The sequence below is a fragment of the Streptomyces axinellae genome, assembly GCF_039532135.1.
GTDB classification, from domain to species: domain Bacteria; phylum Actinomycetota; class Actinomycetes; order Streptomycetales; family Streptomycetaceae; genus Streptomyces; species Streptomyces axinellae.
In genome coordinates this window covers 121,709-145,938 of the sequence record NZ_BAAARJ010000005.1, presented here as the reverse complement: position 1 = coordinate 145,938, position 24,230 = coordinate 121,709, and the positions used below count along the sequence as shown (strand labels likewise).

Annotated in this window: 20 protein-coding genes, 1 tRNA gene, 1 other RNA gene and 2 pseudogenes; 11 read left to right on the top strand and 13 right to left on the bottom strand. The window is 73.1% G+C overall.

Annotated features, from left to right (window positions below):
- Positions 1 to 4 precede the first annotated feature (4 nt).
- From ABD339_RS09125 to ABD339_RS09115, 3 genes are all read left to right on the top strand, one after another.
- Complete coding sequence (locus ABD339_RS09125; RefSeq protein WP_344564046.1) at positions 5 to 1,129, top strand: cobalt-precorrin-5B (C(1))-methyltransferase; 1,125 nt, start codon at positions 5 to 7, stop codon at positions 1,127 to 1,129.
- Positions 1,130 to 1,331: 202 nt separating this feature from the next.
- Positions 1,332 to 1,739 carry a YciI family protein gene (locus tag ABD339_RS09120; protein WP_344564044.1) on the top strand — a complete coding sequence of 136 codons (408 nt, stop codon included), beginning with the start codon at positions 1,332 to 1,334 and terminating at the stop codon, positions 1,737 to 1,739.
- Positions 1,740 to 1,759: 20 nt separating this feature from the next.
- Entirely contained in the window at positions 1,760 to 2,932 is a 1,173-nt protein-coding gene (locus ABD339_RS09115; RefSeq protein WP_344564434.1) for an RNA polymerase sigma factor, read from the top strand.
- A gap of 32 nt (positions 2,933 to 2,964) precedes the next feature.
- On the opposite strand, the gene cobM is transcribed toward ABD339_RS09115, so the two are convergent.
- Both cobM and cbiE read right to left on the bottom strand, forming a co-directional pair.
- Positions 2,965 to 3,705, bottom strand: coding sequence for a precorrin-4 C(11)-methyltransferase (gene cobM, locus ABD339_RS09110; RefSeq protein ID WP_344564043.1), 741 nt, complete (start codon positions 3,703 to 3,705; stop codon positions 2,965 to 2,967).
- Complete coding sequence (gene cbiE / locus ABD339_RS09105) at positions 3,702 to 4,964, bottom strand: precorrin-6y C5,15-methyltransferase (decarboxylating) subunit CbiE (protein WP_344564042.1); 1,263 nt, start codon at positions 4,962 to 4,964, stop codon at positions 3,702 to 3,704. The genes cobM and cbiE overlap by 4 nt, the downstream gene beginning before the upstream one ends.
- 215 nt (positions 4,965 to 5,179) lie before the next feature.
- Between cbiE and ABD339_RS09100 the strand changes: the two genes are divergently transcribed.
- Entirely contained in the window at positions 5,180 to 7,036 is a 1,857-nt protein-coding gene (locus tag ABD339_RS09100) for a S9 family peptidase (RefSeq protein WP_425575937.1), read from the top strand.
- On the opposite strand, the gene ABD339_RS09095 is transcribed toward ABD339_RS09100, so the two are convergent.
- The 9 genes from ABD339_RS09095 to ffs form a co-directional block, all read right to left on the bottom strand.
- Positions 6,951 to 7,862, bottom strand: coding sequence for an SURF1 family protein (locus tag ABD339_RS09095; RefSeq protein ID WP_344564038.1), 912 nt, complete (start codon positions 7,860 to 7,862; stop codon positions 6,951 to 6,953). The genes ABD339_RS09100 and ABD339_RS09095 overlap by 86 nt on opposite strands.
- A gap of 159 nt (positions 7,863 to 8,021) precedes the next feature.
- Positions 8,022 to 9,239 carry a hypothetical protein gene (locus ABD339_RS09090; protein WP_344564036.1) on the bottom strand — a complete coding sequence of 406 codons (1,218 nt, stop codon included), beginning with the start codon at positions 9,237 to 9,239 and terminating at the stop codon, positions 8,022 to 8,024.
- Positions 9,236 to 9,811 (bottom strand): SigE family RNA polymerase sigma factor, encoded by a 576-nt coding sequence (locus ABD339_RS09085; protein ID WP_344564034.1) that lies wholly within the window; start codon positions 9,809 to 9,811, stop codon positions 9,236 to 9,238. The genes ABD339_RS09090 and ABD339_RS09085 overlap by 4 nt, the downstream gene beginning before the upstream one ends.
- 476 nt (positions 9,812 to 10,287) lie before the next feature.
- A complete protein-coding gene (locus ABD339_RS09080; protein WP_344564032.1) occupies positions 10,288 to 11,568 on the bottom strand; it encodes an aspartate kinase in 1,281 nt (426 codons plus the stop codon).
- 591 nt (positions 11,569 to 12,159) lie between these two features.
- Complete coding sequence (locus ABD339_RS09075; RefSeq protein WP_344564030.1) at positions 12,160 to 12,819, bottom strand: DUF5063 domain-containing protein; 660 nt, start codon at positions 12,817 to 12,819, stop codon at positions 12,160 to 12,162.
- Between the two features lie 309 nt (positions 12,820 to 13,128).
- Positions 13,129 to 13,728, bottom strand: coding sequence for a recombination mediator RecR (recR, locus tag ABD339_RS09070; protein ID WP_344564028.1), 600 nt, complete (start codon positions 13,726 to 13,728; stop codon positions 13,129 to 13,131).
- A gap of 363 nt (positions 13,729 to 14,091) precedes the next feature.
- Positions 14,092 to 14,433, bottom strand: a complete 342-nt coding sequence (locus ABD339_RS09065; protein ID WP_344564026.1) for a YbaB/EbfC family nucleoid-associated protein — start codon at positions 14,431 to 14,433, stop codon at positions 14,092 to 14,094.
- A gap of 242 nt (positions 14,434 to 14,675) precedes the next feature.
- Positions 14,676 to 17,291 (bottom strand): DNA polymerase III subunit gamma and tau, encoded by a 2,616-nt coding sequence (locus ABD339_RS09060; RefSeq protein WP_344564024.1) that lies wholly within the window; start codon positions 17,289 to 17,291, stop codon positions 14,676 to 14,678.
- Positions 17,292 to 17,442: 151 nt separating this feature from the next.
- An RNA gene (gene ffs / locus ABD339_RS09055) (signal recognition particle sRNA small type) lies at positions 17,443 to 17,541 on the bottom strand.
- A gap of 72 nt (positions 17,542 to 17,613) precedes the next feature.
- Here ffs and ABD339_RS09050 point away from each other — a divergent pair.
- Positions 17,614 to 17,698, top strand: a tRNA-Ser gene (locus ABD339_RS09050).
- 138 nt (positions 17,699 to 17,836) lie between these two features.
- On the top strand, positions 17,837 to 19,384 hold the full coding sequence (locus ABD339_RS09045; protein ID WP_344564022.1) for a sensor histidine kinase: 1,548 nt from the start codon (positions 17,837 to 17,839) through the stop codon (positions 19,382 to 19,384).
- A 68-nt stretch (positions 19,385 to 19,452) separates the two neighbouring features.
- Here the strand turns inward: ABD339_RS09045 and ABD339_RS09040 are convergent, their stop codons facing one another.
- A complete protein-coding gene (locus ABD339_RS09040; protein WP_344564020.1) occupies positions 19,453 to 20,097 on the bottom strand; it encodes a response regulator transcription factor in 645 nt (214 codons plus the stop codon).
- Positions 20,098 to 20,332: 235 nt separating this feature from the next.
- Between ABD339_RS09040 and ABD339_RS09035 the strand changes: the two genes are divergently transcribed.
- From ABD339_RS09035 to ABD339_RS09015, 5 genes and pseudogenes are all read left to right on the top strand, one after another.
- On the top strand, positions 20,333 to 21,097 hold the full coding sequence (locus ABD339_RS09035; protein ID WP_344564018.1) for a S1 family peptidase: 765 nt from the start codon (positions 20,333 to 20,335) through the stop codon (positions 21,095 to 21,097).
- Positions 21,098 to 21,415: 318 nt separating this feature from the next.
- Complete coding sequence (locus ABD339_RS09030) at positions 21,416 to 22,219, top strand: S1 family peptidase (RefSeq protein WP_344564016.1); 804 nt, start codon at positions 21,416 to 21,418, stop codon at positions 22,217 to 22,219.
- On the top strand, positions 22,198 to 22,419 hold the full coding sequence (locus tag ABD339_RS09025) for a hypothetical protein (protein WP_344564014.1): 222 nt from the start codon (positions 22,198 to 22,200) through the stop codon (positions 22,417 to 22,419). Before ABD339_RS09030 ends, ABD339_RS09025 begins: the two co-directional genes overlap by 22 nt.
- 118 nt (positions 22,420 to 22,537) lie before the next feature.
- Positions 22,538 to 22,852 (top strand): annotated as a pseudogene (locus ABD339_RS09020) (winged helix-turn-helix domain-containing protein); the annotation flags it as partial.
- A gap of 164 nt (positions 22,853 to 23,016) precedes the next feature.
- Positions 23,017 to 23,241 (top strand): annotated as a pseudogene (locus ABD339_RS09015) (ATP-binding protein); the annotation flags it as partial.
- 14 nt (positions 23,242 to 23,255) lie between these two features.
- Here the strand turns inward: ABD339_RS09015 and ABD339_RS09010 are convergent.
- Entirely contained in the window at positions 23,256 to 24,164 is a 909-nt protein-coding gene (locus ABD339_RS09010) for a YhjD/YihY/BrkB family envelope integrity protein (protein WP_425575936.1), read from the bottom strand.
- Positions 24,165 to 24,230 lie beyond the last annotated feature (66 nt).

Below are 24,230 nucleotides of genomic sequence, written 5' to 3'. Positions count from 1 at the left end.
GCGCATGAGTGAAGTGCGCGAGCCCGCCGGCGGGCGCGGGGCCCAACTCAAGCACACCGGGCTGCGCCCCGGCTGGACGACCGGTGCCTGCGCGACGGCCGCCACCACCGCCGCCTACACCGCGCTGCTGACCGGCGACTTCCCCGACCCGGTCGGCATCACCCTGCCCAAGGGCCATACCCCCGCCTTCGCGCTCGCGAAGGAAGAGCTGAGCGCGGGGGCCGCCACGGCCGGCGTCGTCAAGGACGCGGGGGACGATCCGGACGTCACCCACGGCGCCGTCGTCCGCGCGACGGTACGGGCCCTGCCGCCCGCCTCCGGCGTGGTCTTCCGCGCGGGCCCCGGGGTCGGCACCGTCACCCGGCCGGGGCTGCCCCTGGAAGTGGGCGAGCCCGCGGTCAACCCCGTACCGCGCCAGCTGATCCGCGAGCACGTCGCGCTGGTCGCGCAGCGGTACGGGGGCAGCGGTGACGTCGAGGTCACCTTGTCCGTGGACAACGGCGAGGAGATCGCCCGCTCGACCTGGAACCCGCGCCTCGGCATCCTGGGCGGGCTGTCGATCCTCGGCACGACCGGCATCGTCGTCCCCTATTCGTGCTCGGCCTGGATCGACTCGATCCGGCGCGGGGTCGATGTCGCGCGGGCGGCCGGGCGCACCCATGTGGCCGGGTGCACAGGCTCGACGTCGGAGCGGACGGTCGTCGCCGAGTACGGGCTGCCCGAGGACGCGCTGCTGGACATGGGGGACTTCGCGGGCGCCGTACTCAAGTACGTGCGCCGCCACCCCGTCGAGCGGCTGACGGTGTGCGGCGGCTTCGCCAAGCTGTCCAAACTGGCCGCCGGCCATCTTGACCTGCACTCCCAGCGCTCCCAGGTGGACAAGGGATTCCTCGCGGCTCTCGCGCGGCGGGGCGGTGCGAATCCGTCACTGGTCAAGGGGGTGACGGAAGCCAACACCGGTCTGGCCGCGCTCCAGCTGTGCGCGGCGGCCGGGGTTCCGCTGGGCGACCTCGTGGCGGAGGCCGCCCGCGACGAGGCCCTGGCGGTGCTCCGGGGGGCTCCGGTGCGGGTGGATGTGCTCTGCATCGACCGCGCGGGGACGGTGGTGGGCCGCAGCGCGGTCCGCTAGACCGGTCGTCACCGCCGTCACCGCAGTCGCGTCGCCGTCGTCACCGCCGTCGCGTCACCGCCGCCACCGCCGTCACCCGCGACTCGCGAAAAGAAATCCGACGGCGATGTCGAGATCCTGGGACCGGCTCCGTCCCTGTAGTGAACGCGACCACAGCGCGCCCACAATGGGCCGCACCAGCGCACCTGCGAGGAGAATCATCATGGCCAAGTACCTGATGCTCAAGCACTACCGCGGCGCCCCGGCCGCGGTGAACGACGTACCGATGGCGAAGTGGACGCCGGAGGAGATCTCGGCCCACATCCAGTACATGAACGACTTCGCGGCCCGGCTGGAGCGGACCGGCGAGTTCGTCGACGCCCAGGCACTCGCCCCCGAGGGGAAGTGGGTCCGCTACGACGGCGAGGGGCGCCCGCCGGTCACCGACGGGCCGTTCGCCGAGACCAAGGACCTCATCGCCGGCTGGATGGTCATCGACGTGGACAGCCACGAGCGGGCCGTCGAGCTGGCCGGGGAACTGTCGGCGGCGCCGGGAGCGGGCGGGCGGCCGATCCACGAGTGGCTGGAGCTGCGCCCGTTCCTGACCGAGCCGCCCACCGTCACGGAGTGACCGCACCGATGTCCGAGCCGTTGGACGAGGCCCTGCTCAGGAGCCTCACCCCGAGCGTGCTCACCGTCCTCGTCCGCCGCGGAGCCGACTTCGCGGCGGCCGAGGACGCCGTGCAGGACGCGCTGCTCCAGGCGGTCCGCGACTGGCCGGCCGATCCCCCGCGGGACCCCAAGGGCTGGCTGGTCACCGTGGCCTGGCACCGGTTCCTCGACGCGACCAGGGCGGACGCCGCCCGCCGCCGCCGCGAGGACCGCCTCGAAGAGGAACCGGCCCCCGGGCCCGCGCCCGCGCTGGACGACACCCTCCAGCTCTACTTCCTGTGCGCCCACCCGTCGCTGACCCCGGCCTCCGCGGTCGCGCTCACCCTGCGCGCCGTCGGCGGGCTGACCACCCGCCAGATCGCCCAGGCATACCTGGTGCCGGAGGCGACGATGGCGCAGAGGATCAGCCGGGCCAAGCGCACCGTCTCGGGCGTGCCGTTCGGCCGGAGCGGCGATGTCGCCACCGTGCTGCGCGTCCTCTACCTGGTCTTCAACGAGGGCCACTCCGGCGACCTCGACCTCGCCGCCGAGGCCATCCGGCTCACCCGGCAGCTCGCCGCCGTGATCGACCATCCCGAAGTGGCCGGGCTGCTCGCCCTCATGCTGCTCCACCACGCCCGGCGCGCCGCCCGGACCGCACCCGACGGCAGCCTGGTGCCGCTCGCCGAACAGGACCGCGGCCGGTGGGACACCGCGCTGATCACCGAGGGCGTCGGGATTCTCCAGGCGGCCCTCGCCCGCGACCGGCTGGGCGAATTCCAGGCCCAGGCCGCCATCGCGGCACTCCACGCCGACGCGCCCACCGCCGAGGAGACCGACTGGGTGCAGATCGTCGAGTGGTACGACGAACTCACGCGCCTGACCGACAGCCCGGTCGTCCGGCTCAACCGGGCGGTGGCGGTCGGCGAGGCCGACGGGCCGCGCGCCGGGCTGGCCGCGCTCGCGGCGCTGGACCCCGCGCTGCCCCGCCACGCGGCGGTGGCCGCCTACCTCCACGAGCGCGACGGCGACCTGGCGACGGCGGCGCGGCTGTACGCCGAGGCGGCCCACAAGGCGCCCAACCTCGCCGAGCGCGACCACCTGACGCGCCAGGCCGCCCGGCTCAACGCCGCTACCGGGGCCGGCCCGACGCCGTCGGCTCGACACCGCTGACGAGGCCGCTAACGGGACCGCTAACGGGACCGCTAACGGGACCGCTCCGTGGAATAGAGGTGGCTGTCGCGGAAGCCGGCGGCGGCCAGCACCCGGCCGACCAGGATGACGGCGGTCTTGCTGATGCCCGCTGCCGTCACCTGCTGCGCGATGTCCGCGAGAGTGCCGCGCAGCACCACCTCCTCGGGCCGGCCGGCGAAGGCCACCACCGCGGCGGGGCAGTCCGCGCCGTAGTGCGGCAGAAGTTCCGCGGCCACCTCTTCGGCATACCGCGCCGCCAGGTGCAAGACCAGCAGCGCACCGCTGCGCCCCAGGGTGGCGAGGTCCTCACCGGGCGGCATGGGCGTGGCCTGGCGGGCGATACGGGTCAGCACGACCGTCTGCCCGACCGTGGGCACCGTCAGCTCCCGCTTCAGCGCGGCAGCCGCGGCGGCGAACGCCGGGACACCGGGCACCATCTCGTACGGCACGCCCGCCGCGTCCAGGCGGCGCATCTGTTCCGCGACGGCGCTGAAGACGGACGGGTCCCCCGAGTGCAGCCGGGCCACATCGTGGCCCTCACCGTGCGCCCGCACCAGTTCCGCGGTGATGGCGTCCAGGTCGAGCCGGGCGGTGTCCACGAGGCGGGCGCCGGGCGGGCAGTCGGCCAGGAGTTCGCTGGGCACCAGGCTGCCCGCGTACAGGCACACCTGGCAGGCGGCGAGCGTGCGGGCGCCGCGCACGGTGATCAGGTCGGCGGCGCCGGGGCCGGCTCCGATGAAGTACACGGTCATACGTCGTCTCCTGCCACGGGTTCGCCTTCGGCCTTGCGGACCGACCACTGCGTCACGGGCATCGCCTGGCGCCAGCCGGTGAAGCCGCCCACCGGGACGGCGTGCGCGACGGCGAGCCGCACCAGTTCCCCACCGTGGCGGCGGCACCGCTCGGCCAGCAGCGCCTCGGACTCCAGTGTGACGGTGTTGGCGACGAGCCTGCCGCCCTCCCGGAGCGCCGCCCAACAGGCGTCGAGCAGTCCGGGCGCGGTCAGGCCGCCGCCCACGAACACCGCGTCGGGCGCGGGGAGCCCGGCCAGCGCGCCTGGCGCCGTGCCGGTGACGACGCGCAGCGCGGGCACGCCGAGCCGTTCGGCGTTGCGGCCGATGCGCGCGGCCCGCGCCGGGTCGCGCTCGACGCTCACCGCGCGGCACGCGGGGTGGGTGCGCAGCCATTCGACGGCGACCGAGCCCGCGCCGCCGCCCACGTCCCACAGCAGTTCGCCGGGCGCGGGCGCCAGCGCGGCGAGGGTCGCGGCGCGCACATGGCGCTTGGTGAGCTGCCCGTCGTGCTCGTAGGCGTCGTCCGGCAGTCCGGGTACGGCGCCGAGCCGCGGCCCGGCGGCCGGGTCCCGTACGCACTCGACGGCGAGGACGTTGAGCGGATCGCCCGGCGGGTGGGGCCAGTCCTCGGCGGTGGCCTCGTAGGTGCGCTCGCGCGGGCCGCCGAGCTGTTCGAGCACCTGTACCCGGCTGGGCCCGAACCCGCGTGCGCGCAGCAGTGCGGTCACCTCGCCGGGGGTGGCGGCACCCGCGCTGAGGACCAGCAGCCGCCGCCCCTCGTGGAGCGCGGCGGCGATCCGCGCCACGGGGCGTCCGACGGTGCTGATGACGTCGATGTCCTCCTGCGGCCAGCCCAGCCGCGCACAGGCGTACGAGACGGAGGAGGGGTGCGGCAGCACCCGCGCGAGGTGTGCGCCCTCCGCGCCCAGCACCTCGGTGAGGGCGCGGCCGATGCCGTGGAAGTAGGGGTCGCCGCTGGCCAGTACGGCGATCCGGCGGCCCTCGTGCGCGGCCAGCAGCGCGGGGACGGCGGGCCGCAGCGGCGCGGGCCAGGGCACGCGCTCCCCCGCGCACACCTCGGGCAGCAGCGCCAGTTGCCGGGCGCCCCCGATGAGGACCTCGGCCTCGCGCAGCGCGGCCCGCGACGCGTCCGCGAGCCCCGCCCAGCCGTCGGCCCCGATCCCGACGAGGGCCACGTCATGACGCGGAGGCTTCACAGGATCGGCTTCACAGGATCGGCTTCACAGGCGGGACTCCGGCGGACAGCTGGCAGCGGGGGCAGCGAACGGGGCGGGGCGGGGGCGAACACAGGGACGGAAACGGTGGCGGGGACAGGTGCGGCGGCCTCGCACTCTACTGTCCGCGTGCCCGCCGCCCGGGTGAGGGGTCCGTCACCCGGGCGACGGCCCGGCCCCGCACCCCGGGGGCCACAATGGGGCGCATGGATCAGAACGCAAAGCCCGACGCCCCGATGCCCGACTGGGAGAAGCGGTTCCGGGCGCCGCGCGTCTCGCTGCCCGAGTGGGCCGAGGACGCCCCCGCCCGTTCGCTGTTCGTCTCGAACGCGACGGGCACGTTCGAGCTGTACGCCTGGGACCGCGCGACCGGCGGGCAGCGGCAGGTCACCGACCGGCCGAACGGCACCACCGACGGCGCTGTGACCCCGGACGGCCAGTGGATCTGGTGGTTCTCGGACACCGACGGGGACGAGTTCGGGGTGTGGATGCGCCAGCCCTTCGGCGGCGGCGAGGACACCCCGGCGGCGGCCGGGCTGGCCCCCTCCTACCCGGCGGGTCTGGCCATGGGCCGGGACGGCACGGTGGTCGTCGGCCGCTCCACGGACGAGGAGGGCTCGACCGTCCACGTGGTGCGCCCCGGCGCCGGGTCCGCGGCGCCCACCGAGATCTACCGGCACCCGGAGTCGGCCGGCGTGGGCGACCTCTCGCACGACGGCTCGCTGCTGGTGATCGAGCACACCGAGCACGGCGACGCCATGCACTCCGCGCTGCGCGTCATGCGCACCGACGGCTCGGCGGTCGCCGAGTTGGACGACAGCGAGGGCGGCACCAAGGAGCTGGGCCTGACCGTGCTGGGCTTCGCCCCGGTGGACGGGGACGCCCGGCTGCTGGTCGGCCACCAGCGGCGCGGCCGGTGGGAGCCGATGATCTGGGACCCGCTCTCGGGCAGCACGCGGGAGCTGGATCTGGGGCTGCCGGGAGATGTGTCGGCCGAGTGGTATCCGGACGCGAGCGGGCTGCTGGTCGTCCACAGCCACCAGGCGCGCGACGAACTGTTCCGCTACGACCTGGCATCCGGCGAGCGCACCCGTGTCGAGACCCCGGCGGGCTCGGTGATGGGCGCGACGGCCCGCCCCGACGGCACGGTGGAGTTCCTGTGGTCCTCGGCGGCGCAGCCGCCCCAGGTCCGCTCGACGACGGGCGCGACCGTGCTGGACCCGCCGGGCATGAAGGCGCCGGACTCGGTGCCGGTGGAGGACGCCTGGGTGGAGGGCCCTGGCGGGAGGATCCACGCGCTGGTGCAGAAGCCGGCGGGCGAGGGGCCGTTCCCCACCGTCTTCGAGGTGCACGGCGGCCCCACCCATCACGACAGCGACTCCTTCGCGGGCCAGCCCGCCGCCTGGGTGGACCACGGTTTCGCCGTCGTACGGGTCAACTACCGCGGCTCGACCGGCTACGGCCGCGCCTGGACGGACGCGCTCAAGCACCGGGTCGGCCTGATCGAGCTGGAGGACATCGACGCGGTACGCGAGTGGGCCGTCGGCTCCGGCCTGGCCGACCCGGACCGGCTGGTGCTGGCGGGCGGCTCGTGGGGCGGATACCTCACGCTGCTGGGCCTCGGTACCCAGCCCGAGGCGTGGGCGCTGGGCCTGGCGGCGGTGCCGGTCGCGGACTATGTCACGGCCTACCACGACGAGATGGAGGCCCTGAAGTCGATGGACCGGACCCTGCTGGGCGGCACCCCCGAGGAGGTGCCGGAGCGCTTCGAGGCGTCCTCACCGCTCACCTACGTGGACAAGGTGCGCGCCCCCGTCTACATCTCCGCCGGGGTCAACGACCCGCGCTGCCCGATCCGTCAGGTCGAGAACTACGTGAACCGGCTCGTGGAGCGGGATCACCCGCACGAGGTCTACCGCTACGACGCCGGGCACGGCTCGCTCGTCGTGGAGGAGCGCATCAAGCAGGTCAGGCTGGAGATCGATTTCGCGCTGCGTCATCTGCCGCGTCCCGCACCGGGGCAGGGTCCGGCTCTTCCGGCACGTCCTCAGTGAGTTCTGCCTGACCGTCCGGAGCGAGGTCCGGTTCCGGAAGGAGGCCGAGGGCCGTGTCGCGGGCGATCTCGGCCTCTCTGCGGAAGAAGCGGAACCACATGAAGACCACGAATCCGGCGAAGACGAACCACTGCGCCGTGTAGCCGAGGTTCTGGAAAGCCTTCATGTCGAGGCCGGTGCCCGCGGGCGCGACCGGCGGCACCGGCCTCAGCGGTTTGTCGGTGTGCTGCTCGGTGAGCCACGCGTCCTGCACCCCGTAGGGGACGACGTTGACGAGGGCCGCCGCGCTGATGAAGCCGAGCTGCCCGTCGGGCAGTCCGCCGGTGGCGCCCTCGGCCGCGTCGTTCTGCGCCTCGGACGCCTGGAGCACTCCCGTGACGTCGATCTCGCCCTTGGGCGCCGGCGGCACCTTCGCCGGGTCGGCGCTGCCGGGCAGCCAGCCGCGCACGACGGGCAGCGCCTTCGCGCTCTTGCCCTGCTTCCCGCCCGGGGCGTCGGCGTCGGGACGCAGCAGGGACAGGACGTAGAAACCCTTCTCGTCCTTGACCGTGCGGCCGGGCACCAGCAGGGGGTGTGCGGTGTCGAAGCGCCCGGTGACCTTCGCGGTGCGCCCCACCGTGTCCTCGGTCAGGGGCAGCAGCTCGGCCAGCGGGCTCGCCCTGGCGTCAGCGCCCGCGCTCGTCTGCTCCTTGTGCTGCTGATGGCTCTCCACCCGGGCATCGAACCGGCTGAGCTGCCAGCTCCCCATCAGCAGACAGACCGGAATCGCCAGTACGGCGAAGACGTTGATCCCCCACCACCGCGGGGTGAGCAGAAACCGGTACACGCCCCCACGGTACGTGCAGCCCGGGACAGGCCCGACGTCCGGGGTCCGCCCGGCGGCTCACCGGCCGGGACCCCTCCGCGAAAAGCTCACCGGTTCAGGGGGTGACGTTTTCCAAGCACCTCCCGGGAGCCCGTGCGCTCAGCCCGCGGGATCATCCGGTCAGCCCGCCGGGATGATGCCCGTGCGGTAGACCGTGCCGCCGCAGCCGCCCTCGACCTTGGTATCGGCTATTGCCGGCGAGCCGCCCTCGGGCGTGTGGGTGAGCACCACGCTGGTGTCGCCGGACGGGTCGCCCGAGCCGCCCTCGCCGGGGCTGCCGCCCGCGCCGCCCCCGCCGTTGTCCCCGCCGCCGCTGTCCCCGCCGCTGTCGCCACCGGCGGTGGGCGTGGTCGCCCCGCTGTCGTTCTGCGCGCTGGTGGCGGGCGGGCCGGTGCTGCAGCCGTCGCTGGGCACGTACGCGAACTTCACCACGTAGGCGGCGCCCGGCTTGAGCACCACCTCGTTGCTGGCGATCGCGGGGTCGCCGAGCCCCGGCGCGGGGTCACCCGAGATGTGGTCCGCGACGGTGACGCGCGCCCGCTCGGTGCCCTGCACGGAGGCGCCGATCATCCCCTCGCCCTCCACCGTGCAGGCGTCCGAAGAGGTGTTGGCGACGCGGAAGCTGCCGTAGATCTTGCCCTGGCTGTCGGGCGAACCGGCCTGGGCCGACGCCTGCCCGAGCTGATCGCGCCCGCAGGAGGGCGCGCTGGCGGTGAGCGAGTCATCGGGACGCGCGCTGTCGGCGCCGGGCCCGCCAGTAGGCGCCGGGTCGGCACCGCCGTCCCCGTCACCCTCCTTGTCCTTGCCCTCGCCCTTGCCGCCCTTGTCCTTGCCCTCGCCCTTGCCCGCGTCGGCACCGGAGTCGCCGTCCGGCCCGTGGGTCTGACCGTGGCTGCTGGAGGCGGTCAGCGGATGCTCGTCGTCACCGACGCCCGGCACCACGCCGCCGAGGAAGAGCACCGGCACGCCGACAGCGACGACGAGCACGGCCGCCGCCGCGCCGACCAGCGCCTGCCGGCGGTGCGCCCGGCGCGCGGGAACGGCCCGTTGCAGGTGGTCGAGCGAGTCGGGGGACGGCTCAAGATCACGCACGCTGTTGCGCAGCAGCTCCCGAAGGGTCTCCTCCGCGGAGTCCATGCCGGCACCGGCTCCGGCTCCCTCTTCGGCTCCGGCACCGGACTCGGCTCCGGCACCGTCTTCGGCTCCGGCACCCGCCTCGGCTTCGGGCTCGTGGCTCACGGCTCGCTCACCGCGCACTTCCGACCCGTCGTCCCACTCGTCCCGCTCGTCCCGCTCGTCCCGCTCGTCACCGCGGGGGCGGTTCAGGCCCTCACTCATGACGCGGCCTCCATGGCTGTGCGCAGGGCGGCGATACCCCGCGACCCGTACGCCTTCACGGAGCCGAGCGAGAGCCCGAGCACCTTGGCCACCTGCGCCTCGGTCATGTCGGCGAAATAGCGCAGCACCAGGACTTCCCGCTGGCGCCGCTGCAGGCCGCGCATCGCCTGGATCAACTGATCACGTTCAAGCTGTTCATAGGCCCCCTCCTCGGCGCTCGCCATGTCGGGCATCGGCTTGGAGAGCAGCTTCAGCCCGAGGATGCGGCGGCGCAGCGCGGAGCGGGAGAGGTTCACGACCGTCTGCCGAAGGTAGGCGAGGGTCTTCTCGGGGTCGCGTACGCGCTTGCGTGCCGAGTGGACGCGGATGAACGCCTCCTGCACGACGTCCTCGCAGGAAGCCGTGTCGTCCAGCAGCAGCGCCGCGAGCCCGAGCAGGGACTTGTAGTGGGCGCGATAGGTCTCGGTCAGGTGGTCAACTGTGGTGCCCGCTGCCATCGCGTCGTCAGTGTCCCCGTGCTGTCCGGGCAGGCGTGCGGGCCGGGCGGCAGGCCAGGGCGCGATCACAGGCATGCCTCCGGCGCTGCCGCCGGGGCCGCCAGGGGCCGTTGCGATTCCGAGTACCTCTGCCACACCTGTTTGACACGTTTCCCCCCGTCAGGGTTGTACGCGAAAGGCGATGTGCCAGGTAACACGTCATATGCCTTCACACATACCAGCTTTCGGCTTTCTCAGCGCCCCGTTCACCAGGCCCGGGTCCGGCCGCGCCCCCGCGCGCGCGAAGCCTGGTGGCCGACAAAAGACGCTCCCCGTCGGCCTGCCGGTTGCAGGGACGGGGAGCGAAATTGTCCGTCGGCGGACACCCCTCTGGCCAGAGGTCGAGCCCCACAGGATCCCCCGGAAACACACACCCGCTTCACGGCAAGCACACATCCGCTACACCGCGAACGCGGCAACGGAGTGCGGGGCTCCCGGCATCAGCGGGGAGCCCCGCACCAGCAGGAGACCTGCTATCAGGTATCAGCAGCGGGACGGGGCGCGCCGCCGCGTCAGCGCCCCGTGCCCCCGTACACGACCGCCTCGTCCGTCTCGCTGTCCAGGCCGAAGGCCGTGTGCACCGCGCGGACCGCGTCGTTGACGGCCTCCTCGCGCGTCACCACCGAGATCCGGATCTCCGAGGTGGAGATCAGCTCGATGTTGACCCCCGCGTTGGACAGCGCCTCGAAGAACGACGCGGTGACGCCGGGGTTGGTCTTCATCCCCGCGCCGACCAGCGAGATCTTGGCGATCTGGTCGTCGTAGCGCAGCGAGTCGTAGCCGATGGCGCCCTGTGCCTTCTCCAGCGCGCCGATGGCCTTCTTGCCCTCGGACTTGGGCAGCGTGAAGGAGATGTCGGTCAGCCCGGTGGAGGCGGCGGACACGTTCTGGACGACCATGTCGATGTTGACCTCGGAGTCCGCGATCACGCGGAAGATCGCCGCGGCCTCGCCCGGCTTGTCCGGCACTCCGACGACCGTGACCTTCGCCTCGGAGGTGTCGTGCGCGACACCCGAGATGATCGCCTGCTCCATCGACTCTTCCCCTTGCCCGTCCGGCTGCTCGTTGCTGACCCACGTGCCCTTCAGGCCGGAGAAGGAGGACCGCACGTGGATTGGGATGTTGTAGCGGCGCGCGTACTCCACGCACCGGTGCAGCAGCACCTTGGAGCCGGAGCTGGCCAGCTCCAGCATGTCCTCGAAGGAGATCCGGTCGATCTTCTTCGCCTTCTTCACGACCCGGGGGTCGGCGGTGAAGACGCCATCGACGTCCGTGTAGATCTCACAGACCTCGGCGTCCAGCGCCGCCGCCAGCGCGACAGCCGTGGTGTCGGACCCGCCGCGGCCCAGCGTGGTGATGTCCTTGCTGTCCTGGGAGACACCCTGGAACCCGGCGACGATGGCGATGTTGCCCTCGTCCACGGAGCTCTTGATACGGCCCGGAGTGACATCGATGATCCGCGCCTTGTTGTGCGCGGAGTCGGTGATCAGCCCGGCCTGGCTGCCGGTGAACGACTGCGCCTCGTGGCCGAGGGATTTGATCGCCATCGCCAGCAGGGCCATGGAGATCCGCTCTCCGGCGGTCAGCAGCATGTCGAACTCGCGCCCGGAGGCGACCGGAGACACCTCTGAGGCAAGATCGATCAGCTCGTCCGTCGTGTCACCCATCGCCGAAACCACCACGACAACCTGCTTGCCGTTCTTCTTGGCTTCGACGATTCGCTTGGCAACGCGCTTGATGCCCTCGGCATCGGCAACGGAGGAGCCGCCGTACTTCTGCACGACAAGGCCCACGTGTGCTCGCTCCTCGAATCATTCCCCGGGACCCCTGCGCTCCGCGCGACGCTGCCCGGAAGGGCGGGATCCACTGATCGGCTCAGTGTAACGACCGGACGGGTCCCGCACCCGCCCAGCGAACCCCCTGCCCGCCGCACCGCCCCCCACACGGGAACGTGACCGTGCTCACGTGGACGGGGCCGCCAGAGGCGCGTACGCCGCACGGCGGGGAGCCGTTCGGGGCCCCACGTCTTGCAGCGTCACCCGTAACCGCCTCTCGTCGCTGTGGCCGCCCATGACGGCACGTGCCGTCGGCACGTGCCGTCGAAACGTCAATCAGTCCGGACAACTCGGCACAACGGCGCACGAATCATCGAATGCGCCCCTCGGATTCCGCGCACGCCGCCCCCCCCTCGGGGGCCCGAGGGGGGGGCGGGGCGACGGTCGCTGGAGCATGTACATCGGCACGGGCCGGCGGCCCCCTGGTACAACGACGCCACGCTCGGCAACTGCCCCTGAAGCGGGGACGTCCGGCAGGGGAAAGCAGGGGCGTCAGGCCGACGGGTCGGACAAGGCGGCGAGGCAGGTCGGACAGGCCGCACAGGCGGGTCAGGCGTTCTTGAGGCCCAGCGGGGCGGCGATCTCGGCGGCCATGACCGCGCCCGCCGCGTTCTCCAGGTCGCCGTCGTCCGTGGCGTCGCTGTCCGTGTCCAGCCCGTCCAGTTCGCCCAGGGGGGTGTCGAGGCGGACGTGGGCCACCAGGGACTGGAGGGCGCGCAGCGCGGCGGAGGCGGTCGGGCCCCAGTTCGAGAGGTAGGAGAACTGCCACCACCACAGGGCCTCGCTCACCCGCCCCGCGCGGTAGTGGGCCATGCCGTGCCGCAGGTCGGTGACCACATCGGAGATGTCGTCGGAGATCCTGCAGGCGACCGGCGCCGAGCGCGGCACGTACGGGTCGAAGACCTCGGAGTAGACATCGACCGGGTCCAGCAGCGCGGCGAGGCGCTCGCGCAGTTCGTCCACGTCCGGCTCGGGGCCCACGTCGGGCTCGTAGCGCTCGTCGGGAACGATGTCCTCATGCGCGCCGAGCCGGCCGCCGGCGAGGAGGAGTTGCGAGACCTCCAGCAGGAGGTAGGGCACGGCGCTGTCGGGGTCGTCGCCCTTGGCGACCTCGGTGACCGAGACGATGAAGCTCTCGACCTGGTCGCTGATCTGGACGGCGAAATCGTCGGGGTCGTTCGTGATGGCGTTCAGCGTCGCATCGGACATCGGGCAACCTTCTCCCCTTGAGGGCCCCGCGGCGTCGGACGCTGACGCGTCGGCGCTTGGTCATGGGCGTCGTGCGTGTGCGTATGCGTGAGCGCGTGCGTACGCGTGTGCGTGTGCGTGTGCGCGCGCATGCGGCGGCTCCCCCGCCGCGCGTCACATCTCCGGGTGTTACGCGTCCAGGTGTTCCGTGCCCGGACGTTACGCACCCGAGCGCCCGACATCCAGACGTCGGACTGCAGGACACCAGAGATTCGCATGTCGGATACCTGAACGCCAGGAGTTGACGGGCCGCCAGGCGGCCCCGGGGCGTCAGACATCCAGGAGCCGCCTTCCTTCGAAGGCCCGCCCCAAGGTGACCTCGTCCGCGTACTCCAGGTCGCCTCCGACGGGCAGCCCGCTGGCCAGCCGCGTCACCTTCAGACCCATCGCGGAGACCAGCCGGGCGAGATACGTGGCCGTCGCCTCGCCCTCCAGGTTGGGGTCCGTCGCGAGGATCAGTTCGGTGACCGCGCCATCTGCCAGGCGGGTCAGCAGTTCTCTGATCCGCAGATCGTCGGGGCCGACGCCCTCGATGGGACTGATCGCTCCGCCGAGCACGTGGTACCGGCCCCGGAACTCACGGGTCCGCTCGATCGCGACGACGTCCTTCGGCTCCTCGACCACGCAGATCACAGCCGGGTCGCGGCGCGGGTCGAGGCAGACCCTGCACTGCTCCTCCTGCGCGACGTTGCCGCACACCGCGCAGAACCTGACCTTCTCCTTGACCTCGGTCAGCGCGTGCGCGAGACGGCGCACATCGACCGGTTCGGCCTGGAGGATGTGGAAAGCGATCCGCTGCGCGCTCTTGGGACCGACGCCGGGCAGCCTGCCCAGTTCGTCGATGAGGTCCTGGACCACGCCTTCGTACACGGATGCGCTCCTGCTCTTTCTGGGACGGTGCTCTCCGTACGGTAGTTGCCCGTACGGGGCCCTGGTAGCCGCCTGAAGAAAGCGCCCCCGGAGCGCCCCCGCACAACGCCCCGGCCGACGACCCCAGCGGCGGCGCGGACGCCCCGGCGGATCGGACGGCCCTGGCGGATCGGACGGCCCTGGCGGATCGAACGGCCCTGGCGACCCGGACAGACGGCGCGACCGGGCCGGGGCCGCGACCGGAGCGGGCGGCGCGACCGGGGCGGCGGCCACGTGAAGAGCCGGGTGGATGGCCGGGCCGACCGGGGTGGTGGCCGGGCCGACCAGGGGTGGCCGATGCGGACCGGCGCGGGGCGCGCGCTGTCAGAAGGGGAGCCCCGGCATGCCGCCGCCGCCGAGCCCCTGGGCGAGCGGGCCGAGCTTCTCCTGCTGAAGCTCCTGGGCAGCGCTGTTCGCGTCGCGGACGGCCGCCAGCACCAGGTCGGCGAGCGTCTCGGTGTCCTCCGGGTCCACGGCCTTCGGGTCGATGACCAGGCCCTTGAGCTCGCCCCCGCCGGTCACGGTCGCCTTCACCAGGCCGCCGCCCGCGGAGCCCTCGACGGGTGTCTCGGCCAGCTCCTGCTGCGCCGCGGCCAGGTCCTGCTGCATCTTCTGTGCCTGCTGCAGCAGCTGCTGCATGTCGGGCTGCCCACCACCGGGAATCACGGCATCGCTCCTGGCTAGTTCGACGACATTACGGACCTACGAGCCTACGTGTTCCCCGCCTGCCCCAGGGTCCGGCCCCAGACCCGCCAGGATCCGCCAGGCCCGGCCCCAGGGTCCGGCCCCGGCAGGGCACGAGGGACCGGGGCCGGGGCCGGGGCCGAAGGATCGGGGCCGGGGCCGGGGCCGAAGGATCGGGGCCGAAGGACCGGGGCCGGGAGCGCGGGGCGGGAGCGCGGGGCGGGTCACTCGTGCTGGAACTCCTCTATGACCGTCGCACCCAGCTCGCGGACGATGAGGTCGTGGCCGGAGAGCGCGGACTCGTCGAGATCGGGGTCGTCCTCGGCGGGCATGTCGTCCTCCAGCCCCATGCCGGGCGGCGTCGGCCGGGCTCCCGTACCAGGGCCCGCCCCGTGCGAGGACGCGGCGGACGAGGGGCCCGACGACGGACCGGGGACCGCCGCCGACGGCACGGTGGCGGAAGCGGCAGCCGACCCCGACCCCGATCCCAACCCCGCTCCCTGGGCCGAACCCGGGGCGCCCGGGGACGGGGCCGGGGGCTGAGCCGGGGAGGGTGCCGCGTGGCCGGGCTGGGCCCCGCCCGGCGAGGCCGGGCCGTTGCCGGACGTGCCCGCTCCGTGGGCCGGAGCGGAGGGCGCGGACGCCCCCCACTGCTGCGCCGGCTGTGCCCCGGGCGCGGGAGCGGTCATCGCCCCGCGCACGCCGCCACCGCCACCACCACCGGGGCCCGGGGTGCCGAACGCGCCCCCACTGCTCCCGCTGCTCCCGGTGTTCCCGAAGCCCCCGGTGCTCCCGGGCCCGCTAGGGCCCGCCGGACCACCGCCCCCGGCAGCGCCTCCGGACGCACCGCCCGAGGGATCGACGATGGCCTCGACCTGCCACTGGACGCCCAGCGAGTCACTGAGCGCCTGGCGCAGCACCTCGTCGCTGCCGCCGTTGGCGAAGCTGTCCCGCGCGCCCGCGTTCGGGAATCCGACCTGGAGCGTCTTGCCGTCGAACCCCACGACCTGCGCGTTCTGACTGAGCAGGATCCAGGTGAAGCGGCGCCGGTTCTTGACCGCCTCCAGAATCTGCGGCCACATCTGCCGGATCTGCGCCGGGTCACCCCCGGAACCGGAAGCTCCGGAAGCAACCGGAGCCGCGGGCGCCGCAGGAGCGGGAGCGGCCGGTACGGAGGAGCCGGGCGCGGGAGACGAGGCGGAGGGGGACGCGGCAGAGGGGGACGACGAGGACGGAGCGGACGGGGCCGCGGAAGCATCCGGCCAGGCCCCCGGCCGCCGCCCGTCCCCGGACTCCCCGGCACCGCCGCCCGCGCCGCTACCGGGCGCCGCAGCCCCCGGCCAGGCACCGGGCCGCCGCTCCGCCGCAGGCGCGGACGGGGTCACAGGCGCGGGCGCGCTCTCGTGCGGGGGCTCGCCGGGGGCCGTGCCCGGAGCACCCGGACCGAAATCACCGGCAGCCGGCGCGGCAACACCCGGCGGCACGGACGCGTCGCCCCCCTCGGCGCCGGGCCCGGGCGGGGACGCGTAACCGGCCCCGGGGACGGAGCCAGGCCCGGAACCGGAACCAGAAACGGAACCGGCAGCCGCCGCCCCCCCGACACCGAGGCCGCCCCCTGCCCCGACACCAGCACCAGCACCAGAAACCGCACCCGCACCCGCACCCGCGCCCGCACCGAGGGCGACCCCCCGCTCCAGCCGGTCCAGCCGCGCCTGTACCGACCGTTCGTCCCCGTAGGTGGCGGGCAGCAGTACCCGGGCGCAGATCAGCTCGAGCTGCAACCGGGGCGAGGTGGCGCCGCGCATCTCCGTCAGCCCGGTGTTCACCAGGTCGGCGGCGCGGCTCAACTCGGCGGCGCCGAACACCTCGGCCTGGGCCCGCATCCGCTCCAGGACATCGCCGGGAGCGTCGATCATCGTCTTCTCCACGGCATCCGGCACGGCCGCCAGGATGACCAGGTCCCGCAGTCGCTCCAGCAGATCGGCGACGAAGCGGCGCGGATCGTGCCCGCCCTCGATCACCCGGTCCACGATCTCGAAGGCGCGGGCGCCGTCCCCCGCGGCGAAGGCGTCCACGACATCGTCCAGCAGCGCGCTGTCCGTGTATCCGAGCAGCGCGGTGGCCATGGCGTACGTCACGCCCTCCTCGCCGGCACCGGCGAGGAGCTGGTCCATGACGGACATCGAGTCGCGGACGGATCCCGCACCGGCCCGAACGGCCAGCGGCAGCACCGTTTCCTCGACCGGAATCGCCTCGCGCTCACACACTTCGGCCAGGTGGTCACGCAACGTCCCCGGAGGTACAAGCCGGAACGGATAGTGATGGGTGCGCGACCGGATGGTCCCGATGACCTTCTCGGGCTCCGTCGTCGCGAAGATGAACTTCAAATGCTCCGGCGGCTCTTCGACGACCTTCAGCAGCGCGTTGAAGCCGGCGGGCGTCACCATGTGCGCCTCATCGACGATGTAGATCTTGTAACGACTGGAGGCGGGCCCGAAGAATGCCTTCTCGCGCAGCTCACGGGCATCGTCCACGCCACCGTGCGAGGCGGCGTCGATCTCGATCACATCGAGCGAACCGGGCCCGTTCCGCGCCAGGTCACGGCACGACTGGCACTCGCCACAGGGAGTGGGCGTCGGCCCCTGCTCACAGTTGAGACAGCGGGCCAGGATGCGCGCACTGGTCGTCTTCCCACAGCCGCGCGGGCCGCTGAAGAGATACGCGTGGTTGACACGGTTGTTGCGCAGCGCCTGCTGCAGCGGGTCGGTCACATGCTCTTGCCCGATGACCTCGGCGAAGGTCTCGGGGCGATAGCGGCGGTACAGGGCGAGGGACGACACACCCCCGACGATATAGGCGCCCACCGACAACCGACTCCCAAGTGGCCCCACTCACACCAACGCCCCGGAAACCCACCCCGGAACCACTCCGCGCGCCCCCGGCACCCACCCACACCCCACCGGCACCGTCCGGGCCCAGCCCGCCCCCGGAAACGCGAACGCCCCCCACGCACCCGCCAGAGCCGACCTACCCTTGCTGCCTTCCGGCCCTGGGGGAGTTCAGTCAGATAGCGCCACGTGAGGGGCTGCGCCCACAGTACCCGATCCCCGGCAGCGGACACGAGTTCGCGAGCACTCCTCTGGGTCTTGTACAGTTTGCGGCGGAGGATTCGCCTAGTGGCCTAGGGCGCACGCTTGGAAAGCGTGTTGGGGGCAACCCCTCACGAGTTCGAATCTCGTATCCTCCGCCCAGCCTCACCGGGCTGAACGAAGGCCCCGACCGGTTCGCCGGTCGGGGCCTTCGTCGCTCCTGGGGCCGGTCGGCGTCGGGGCCGCGACAGCCCTCCGCCGGGTTCCGGGGCCGCACCGCCTCCTATCCTCGCCGGGTGAGAACCACCAGGCGCACCGGCCAACTTGAACAAAACGGTCAACTCGGGCGCGCGCTGTGTTCCCGGGCGCTCGTGCCCCGCGGGGACGGGGGTATCGCGCAGAGCCTGCCTGTCCCGCCCGTACCGCGCTCGCCCCGGCTGCCGCCGCGTGCCGCGGACCTGGCGCTGACGGGGATCGCGCTGCTGCTCGCGGTGTGGATCAGTGTGCAGAACCCGTCCATGGGGCCGGCCGCTCCGTGGGCGAATCCACTGTTGGCCGCCGTGAGTGCGCTGCCGCTGCTCGTACGGCGCCGGGTGCCCGAACTGGCGGTCGCCGTCGGGCTGGTCGCGAAGGTCCTCCAGGTCTCGGCTTTCGCGCTGCCCCTCGCCTACTACGCCGAAGGCGCCTTCCGTGGCCCGCACAGCCGCCGGTCCGCATGGGTCTCGGCCGGCATCGGGCTGGTGGCCCTCGCGCCCTGGAACGCGGCTGCGCGGTCCGACTTCCGGACCGTGGTGACCTGGTTCGCGGTGAACTTCGTCTTCACCTGTCTGGTGCCACTGCTGCTGGGGCTCTACGTGGGCCAGCGGCGCGCCGTCGTCGCCGGTCTCGTCGAGCGGGCGGAGCGTGCCGAGCGGGAACAGCGGCTCGTCGCCGAGGCCGCGCGGGAACAGGAGCGCCGGCGCATCGCCGGGGAGATGCACGACGTGGTCTCCCACCAGGTGAGCTTGATCGTCGTACACGCCAACGCGCTCAGCGCCGTCGCCCACGATCCGGGGATGACGGGCGAGACCGCGGAGATCATCCGGACGGCCGGACGGCGTGCGCTCACCGAACTCCGCGAGATGCTGGGGCTGCTCAGGGGCGGCTCGGCGGACGGGCCGGACAGGGCGGACGGGCCGGTCGCGTCGGACAGGCCGGTCGCGTCGGACAGGCCGGTCGCGTCGGACAGGCCGGACAGGGGGAGTGGGGGCGGCGGGCGGCGGGCCGCCGCGGGGAGCGGCCCTGCGAAGGGCGGGCCGGGGCGCGTGGCGCGCGGGCGTGCGGCGGCGGATCAGCGGGGGCCCGCTGCTGGTGCGGCCATCGCGCGGATCACCGAGCTGGCCGACGGCTCCCGGGCCGCCGGGCTGCCGGTCGAAATGCTCGTCAAGGGTGCGCCGCAGCCGCTGGCGGAGCCGGTCGAGCGTGCCGCGCACCGGATCGTGCAGGAGGCGCTGACCAACGTGCACAAGCACGCCCCGGGTGCGGCGACGCGGATCCACCTCGCGTTCGGCTCGCGAACCGTGCGGGTACGGGTCGTCAACGGACCGCCTGGGAGGGCCGCCGAGCCGGGTGCCGACGGTGAGCCGCTGCTGCCCAGTGGGGGGCACGGACTGATCGGTCTGACGGAGCGGGTCCGTCTGGCCGGCGGCACGATCGAGTCCGGGCCCACGGACGAGGGCGGCTTCCGGATCGATGCCTCGTTGCCCGCCTCGTTGCCCGCCGCTTCGGCTTCGGCTTCGGCTTCGGGCTCGGCTCCGGCTTCGGGCTCGGGCTCGGGCTCGGCGTCCGGAGCGCCCCCTTCCTGAGCGCCGCTCCTGCCCCGAGCGCGGGCGCGCCGAGTGCCCGCGCCCGCGCCCGCGTCTGCCCTGAGCGTTCAGGTCAGTCCGGCGTCGTGGGTGATGAGCGCGACCTGGGTGCGGTTGGCGGCGTCGAGCTTGGTCATGATCCGGCTGAGGTGGACCTTGACGGTGGACTGGCTCATCAACAGGTCGGTGGCGATCTCGGAGTTGCTGCGGCCCTGGGCGACGGCCATGGCGACCTCGCGTTCGCGGGCGGTCAGTTGCGCCATCCGCGAGCGCGCCCGCGGGGCGGCGGCGCTCGTGGTGAAGGTGGTCAGCAGCTTGGTGAGGATGCTCGGTGAGAGCATCGCCTCGCCGCGCGCGAGGACCTCTACCGCGCCGGTCAGCTCGCGCGGGGAACTGTCCTTGAGCAGGAAACCGGCCGCGCCGTGCTGGAGTGCGGCGTAGACGTACTCGTCGACGTCGAAGGTGGTGAGCACCGCGACGGCGGGAGGGTCGGGCAGCGCGGCGAGCTGCCGGGCGACTTCCAGGCCGTTGACGCGGGGCATCTGGATGTCGGTGAGGACCACGTCCGGGCGGTGCCCGGCCACCAGGTCGAGTGCCACCGAGCCGTCGGCGCCTTCGGCGACCACCTCGATGTCCGGGTCGGCGTCGAGGATCAGCCGGATGCCCCTGCGCACCAACTCCTCGTCGTCGAGCAGGACTACCTTGACGGTCACTCACCACCACCTCAGCCGTGTACGGACGATCCGGCGCGGTCCGTCCGCACACGGTATCCGCCGCGAGCGGCGCGATCGGCGCGCGGTCGTTCCGGGGCACGAGCCGGCCGCCGTGCCGTACCACTTTCGGGTATCGCCATCCCGGCGGAGAGAGGGATGTGCCGAGGTCGCCGCCCGGGACAGGATCGATCGACGACAGCGGATCGAACGGCGACGAGACACAGGAGGTCATCACATGACCAGGCGAGGCAAGGCGGCACTGGGCGCGGCGGCGGGCACGGTCGCGGTGGCGCTCACCATGACGGTGGCGCCGACCGCGTCGGCGATCATCGGGGGGCACGACGCCACCTCGGAGTACCCGTTCATGGCCAGCATCCAGAAGGACGGCCACCACTACTGCGGGGCCTCCCTGATCAAGCGGGACTGGATCGTGACCGCCGGGCACTGCACGGTGAACGTCAAGCCCCGGCAGCTTTCCGTGCGGGTCGGCGACCGTGACCGTACGAAGGGCGCCAAGGCGAAGGTCACCAAGGTCATCGCCCACCCGGGCTTCTCCTACGAGCCGTTCCGCAACGATGTGGCCCTCATGAAGCTGGACCACCCCGTGGACGCGAAGCCCATCGAGCTGGCCGCCGCATCCGGGCCGGCCGGTACCGGCACCCGGATCCTCGGCTGGGGGATGACCTGCGAGGACGGGAACGACTGCCCGCATCCGCCGAGGACGTTGCAGGAGCTGGACACCGAACTCGTCCCCGACCAGCGGTGCAGCGAGAACTACCACCGCGGCAACGAGCTGTGCACCGACAGCCCCACCAAGAACGCGCAGGCGTGCATCCTCGACTCCGGCGGGCCGCAGATCAAGGGCCGTCCCGGGCACTGGGAACTGATCGGGGCGACCAGCCGCGACGGCGACGCCGACCCGGAGTGCGCCACCGGTCCCGGCATCTACACCGACCTGACCGCACACCGCGACTGGATCCAGCAGACCACCGCGAAGTGACCACCTTCGAAGTGACGATCGCTCCGGGCTCCGGACTCCGTCGGCCTGCCCGGACGTGCTGACACGACTGACGCGTTGATACACGACTGAGCGGTTGCCGCGTCGCGGCCGATACGCGCGTGAGATCCGCCGGTGAGTCTCCGGGCCCAGGCTCGGGGCCCGGACGGACCTGCCGCCTGCCGCCGTCCCACACCAGTCCGCAGGCCGTGCGACGGCCGGGGCAGACGGAAGGCGGAAGAACGGAAGAGGGGGCGCTCGCGCACATGTCGAGAGGACGGAGGCAGCCGCCGCGCTGGGGCGGGGATCGCGCTGGGGACGGTGGCCACGCTGACCGTGGCCGTGGTGGCGCCCTCGTCGGCGGAGGCTGTCGTGGGTGGCACCTTGTCCGCCCGCGCCTACTCGTTCATGGGCTCGTTCCAGCCCTCCTACCCTGTCCCACTGCGCCCGGACAAGCACGGCTGCGGGGTGGAGGTCCTCGCGCCGCAGTGGGTCCTGACGGCCAGTCACTGCGTCGGCAAGAATCCGACCAATGCGAAGTCGGGTGTTCCGCGCGGCTGGAAGGTCCGCGCCGGGTCGCTGGACACCTCCTCCGGAGGCGAGGTCGCCGAGGTCGATCACCACTACCGGCTGGCGACCCGTCGCGACGAAGGGGGTTTCTGGGGCCGCGACCTCGCGCTGATGCACCTGCGGACTCCGATCCGGGCCGAGCCGGTGCCCCTCGCCTCGACCACGCCGTCGAAGAAGACGCCCCTCCGCATCATGGGCTGGGGCGTGACCTGCGAGGACACCGGCAAGTCGACGTGTGTCCCCAGGCGGTTGCGGGAGGCCGACACCGTGGTGCAGCCGAACTCCGCGTGTCCGTCCGCCGCGCCCGCCGGAGAGTTGTGCGTCGGCAGCCGCGACGGCAGCGTCACCGCGTCGAACATGGTCTCCGGCGGGCCCGCCCTGGTGCGCGAGGGCGGCCGGTGGGCGGTGGCCGGTGTGGTCAGTGGTCCCGACGAGCGCGGCAAGACGCTGTACACCGATGCCACCCGGCACGCCGACTGGATCAACGGCATCATCAAGGCACCGACGTCCCCCAGGACGACCCGGTCCCGGACGTGGCCGACTCGGTGGACCTGAAGACCTGTGCGGGCTCCGTCCTCCGCACCCCCGCTTCCCGGTTGCGGGACCCGGCGCTGCTGCTGGCCAACGGGCACTGCGTGGAAGGGAAGCGGCCCAGGCCGGGAGCCGCGGTGATCGACCGGCCTGCCCCCCGCCGCCGCCGAACCGGTGAGCGGCGCGTCACCGGCCGGACCCGTGAGCAAACCGTCACCGGCTGAACCGGTGACGGACGCGGCGGGGTCGGCGGGCGCAGCGGGTGCGGCAGGGTCGGCGGGGTCGGCGGTGGCGGCAGGGTCGGCGGGGTCGGCGGGGTCCGGTCGTCGCCCCGGTGATCGCACCTCGCTGCTCTTCGGCGACCTGGCCATCGACACCGCCGGACTTGAGGTGTCCCAGGCGGGCGAGCCGGTCGCGCCCGCCCCCACCGAGCCGCGGCTCCTGCTGGAGTTCGCCGCGAACCCGGGCATCGTCCTGGACCGGCGGACGCTGCTGCGCAACGTATGGGACTACGGCTGGGACGGCGACAGCCGCCTGGTGGGCCTGTGCGTCCAGCGGCTGCGGCGGAAGATCGGAGCCGAGCGGATCCAGACCGTTCGCGGGTTCGGCTACAAGCTGCGGCGCCGACCGGCATGGCCCTCCTGCGCGACCTGCTGAACTGGCGCTCGCTGCGCTGGAAGATCGCGCTGCTGGTCGCCGTGGCCTGCAGCGCCGTCGCCCTGTCCATCGGCACGCTGGCCCACCGCAGCACCCTGGCCCGGTCGCTGAACGACGGCCGGGGCGAGGCCGTGCGGCAGTTGCCCCAAGGGCTGTGCGCCTGCGTGACCGTACGGGACCATGCCGCGGGCTTCCCCCGCGAACTGGTCGCGGACGGGCCCCGGAGGTTCCGCACCGGGGCGTCGGAACGCGGCCGGGGCCACGGCCTCGGGCTGACCATCGCGCTCGGCCAGGCCGAGGTCGTCGGAGCATCGCTGTCCTTCGCCAACGCGCCCGACGGCGGGGCCCTCGCCACGCTCCGCCTCCCAGCGGCCGACCGACCGGACTGACGCCTCGCGCGCCCCTACCCGTTCCCGCGTCCGTCTCCGTTCCCGCGTCCGTCTCCGTCTCCGTGTCCGTGTCCGTGTCCGTGTCCGTGTCCGCGTCCGTGTCCGTGTCCGCGTCCGTCTCCGTGTGCACGGTTCCGGGCGCGCCGCAACGCGCCCACGAGACGCGGGACTTCCTCGTGCAGCAGGCGGCCGAGCAGGGCCCCGCCGAAGACGACGACACCCACCCCGACGAGCCAGGACTGGAGGACGAGGACCGTTCCGATCGGGCCGTAGGTGACGGCGCTCGACGCGAGCAGCGGCGAGAAGACCAGCTGGGAGAAGACCCGGAGGCCCAGGAGCCCGAGTACGGTCGCCACCGCGCCGATCAGCAGGTCACCCCAGCGGACCCGGCCGTTGAGCAGGAAGCGCTGGGACCACCAGAAGAACAGCACGGCGCTCAGCGACGCCGCGGCCATCTCGCCCGGGGAGCCCCGCCACAGCGTGGTGGTGGCGGAGACGAAGAGGTAGCCGACCAGGCCCGAGAGCCAGACGGCGTGCCGCCACCGTGCGTGCCAGCGGGCGGGCGGCAGGGTCCACACCTTCTCGTAGCCGGTCTGCATCGCCGTACCGAAGGGCAGGCCGAACAGGGCGAGAGTGGCGAGTCCGAAAGCGGTGGTGGTGCGCAGGACCTCTTCGGGGCGGGCGAACAGGGCCTCGACCCGCATGGCCGAGGCTTTCGACAGGCCGAGCGCTTCCCCCAGCCACTGCGCGAGCCCCCTGCCGCGTTCCTGGTCCGCCGAGGAGACGACGAGAAGCAGCGGCACCAGCGTGAGGAATCCCAGCGCGGCGAACCCGAGCGCGCGGGATGCCAGTTCGATGTCATTGGCGTCCCTCCAACCGCGCCGGACGAGTACGCGGAGAAACGCGCGGCACAGTCGGATCACAGCGAAAGTGGCTCCGGCGAGGTGGGGAAGGGGAGGAGAGCGGAGGGAGGAAGGGGCGGGAAAAGG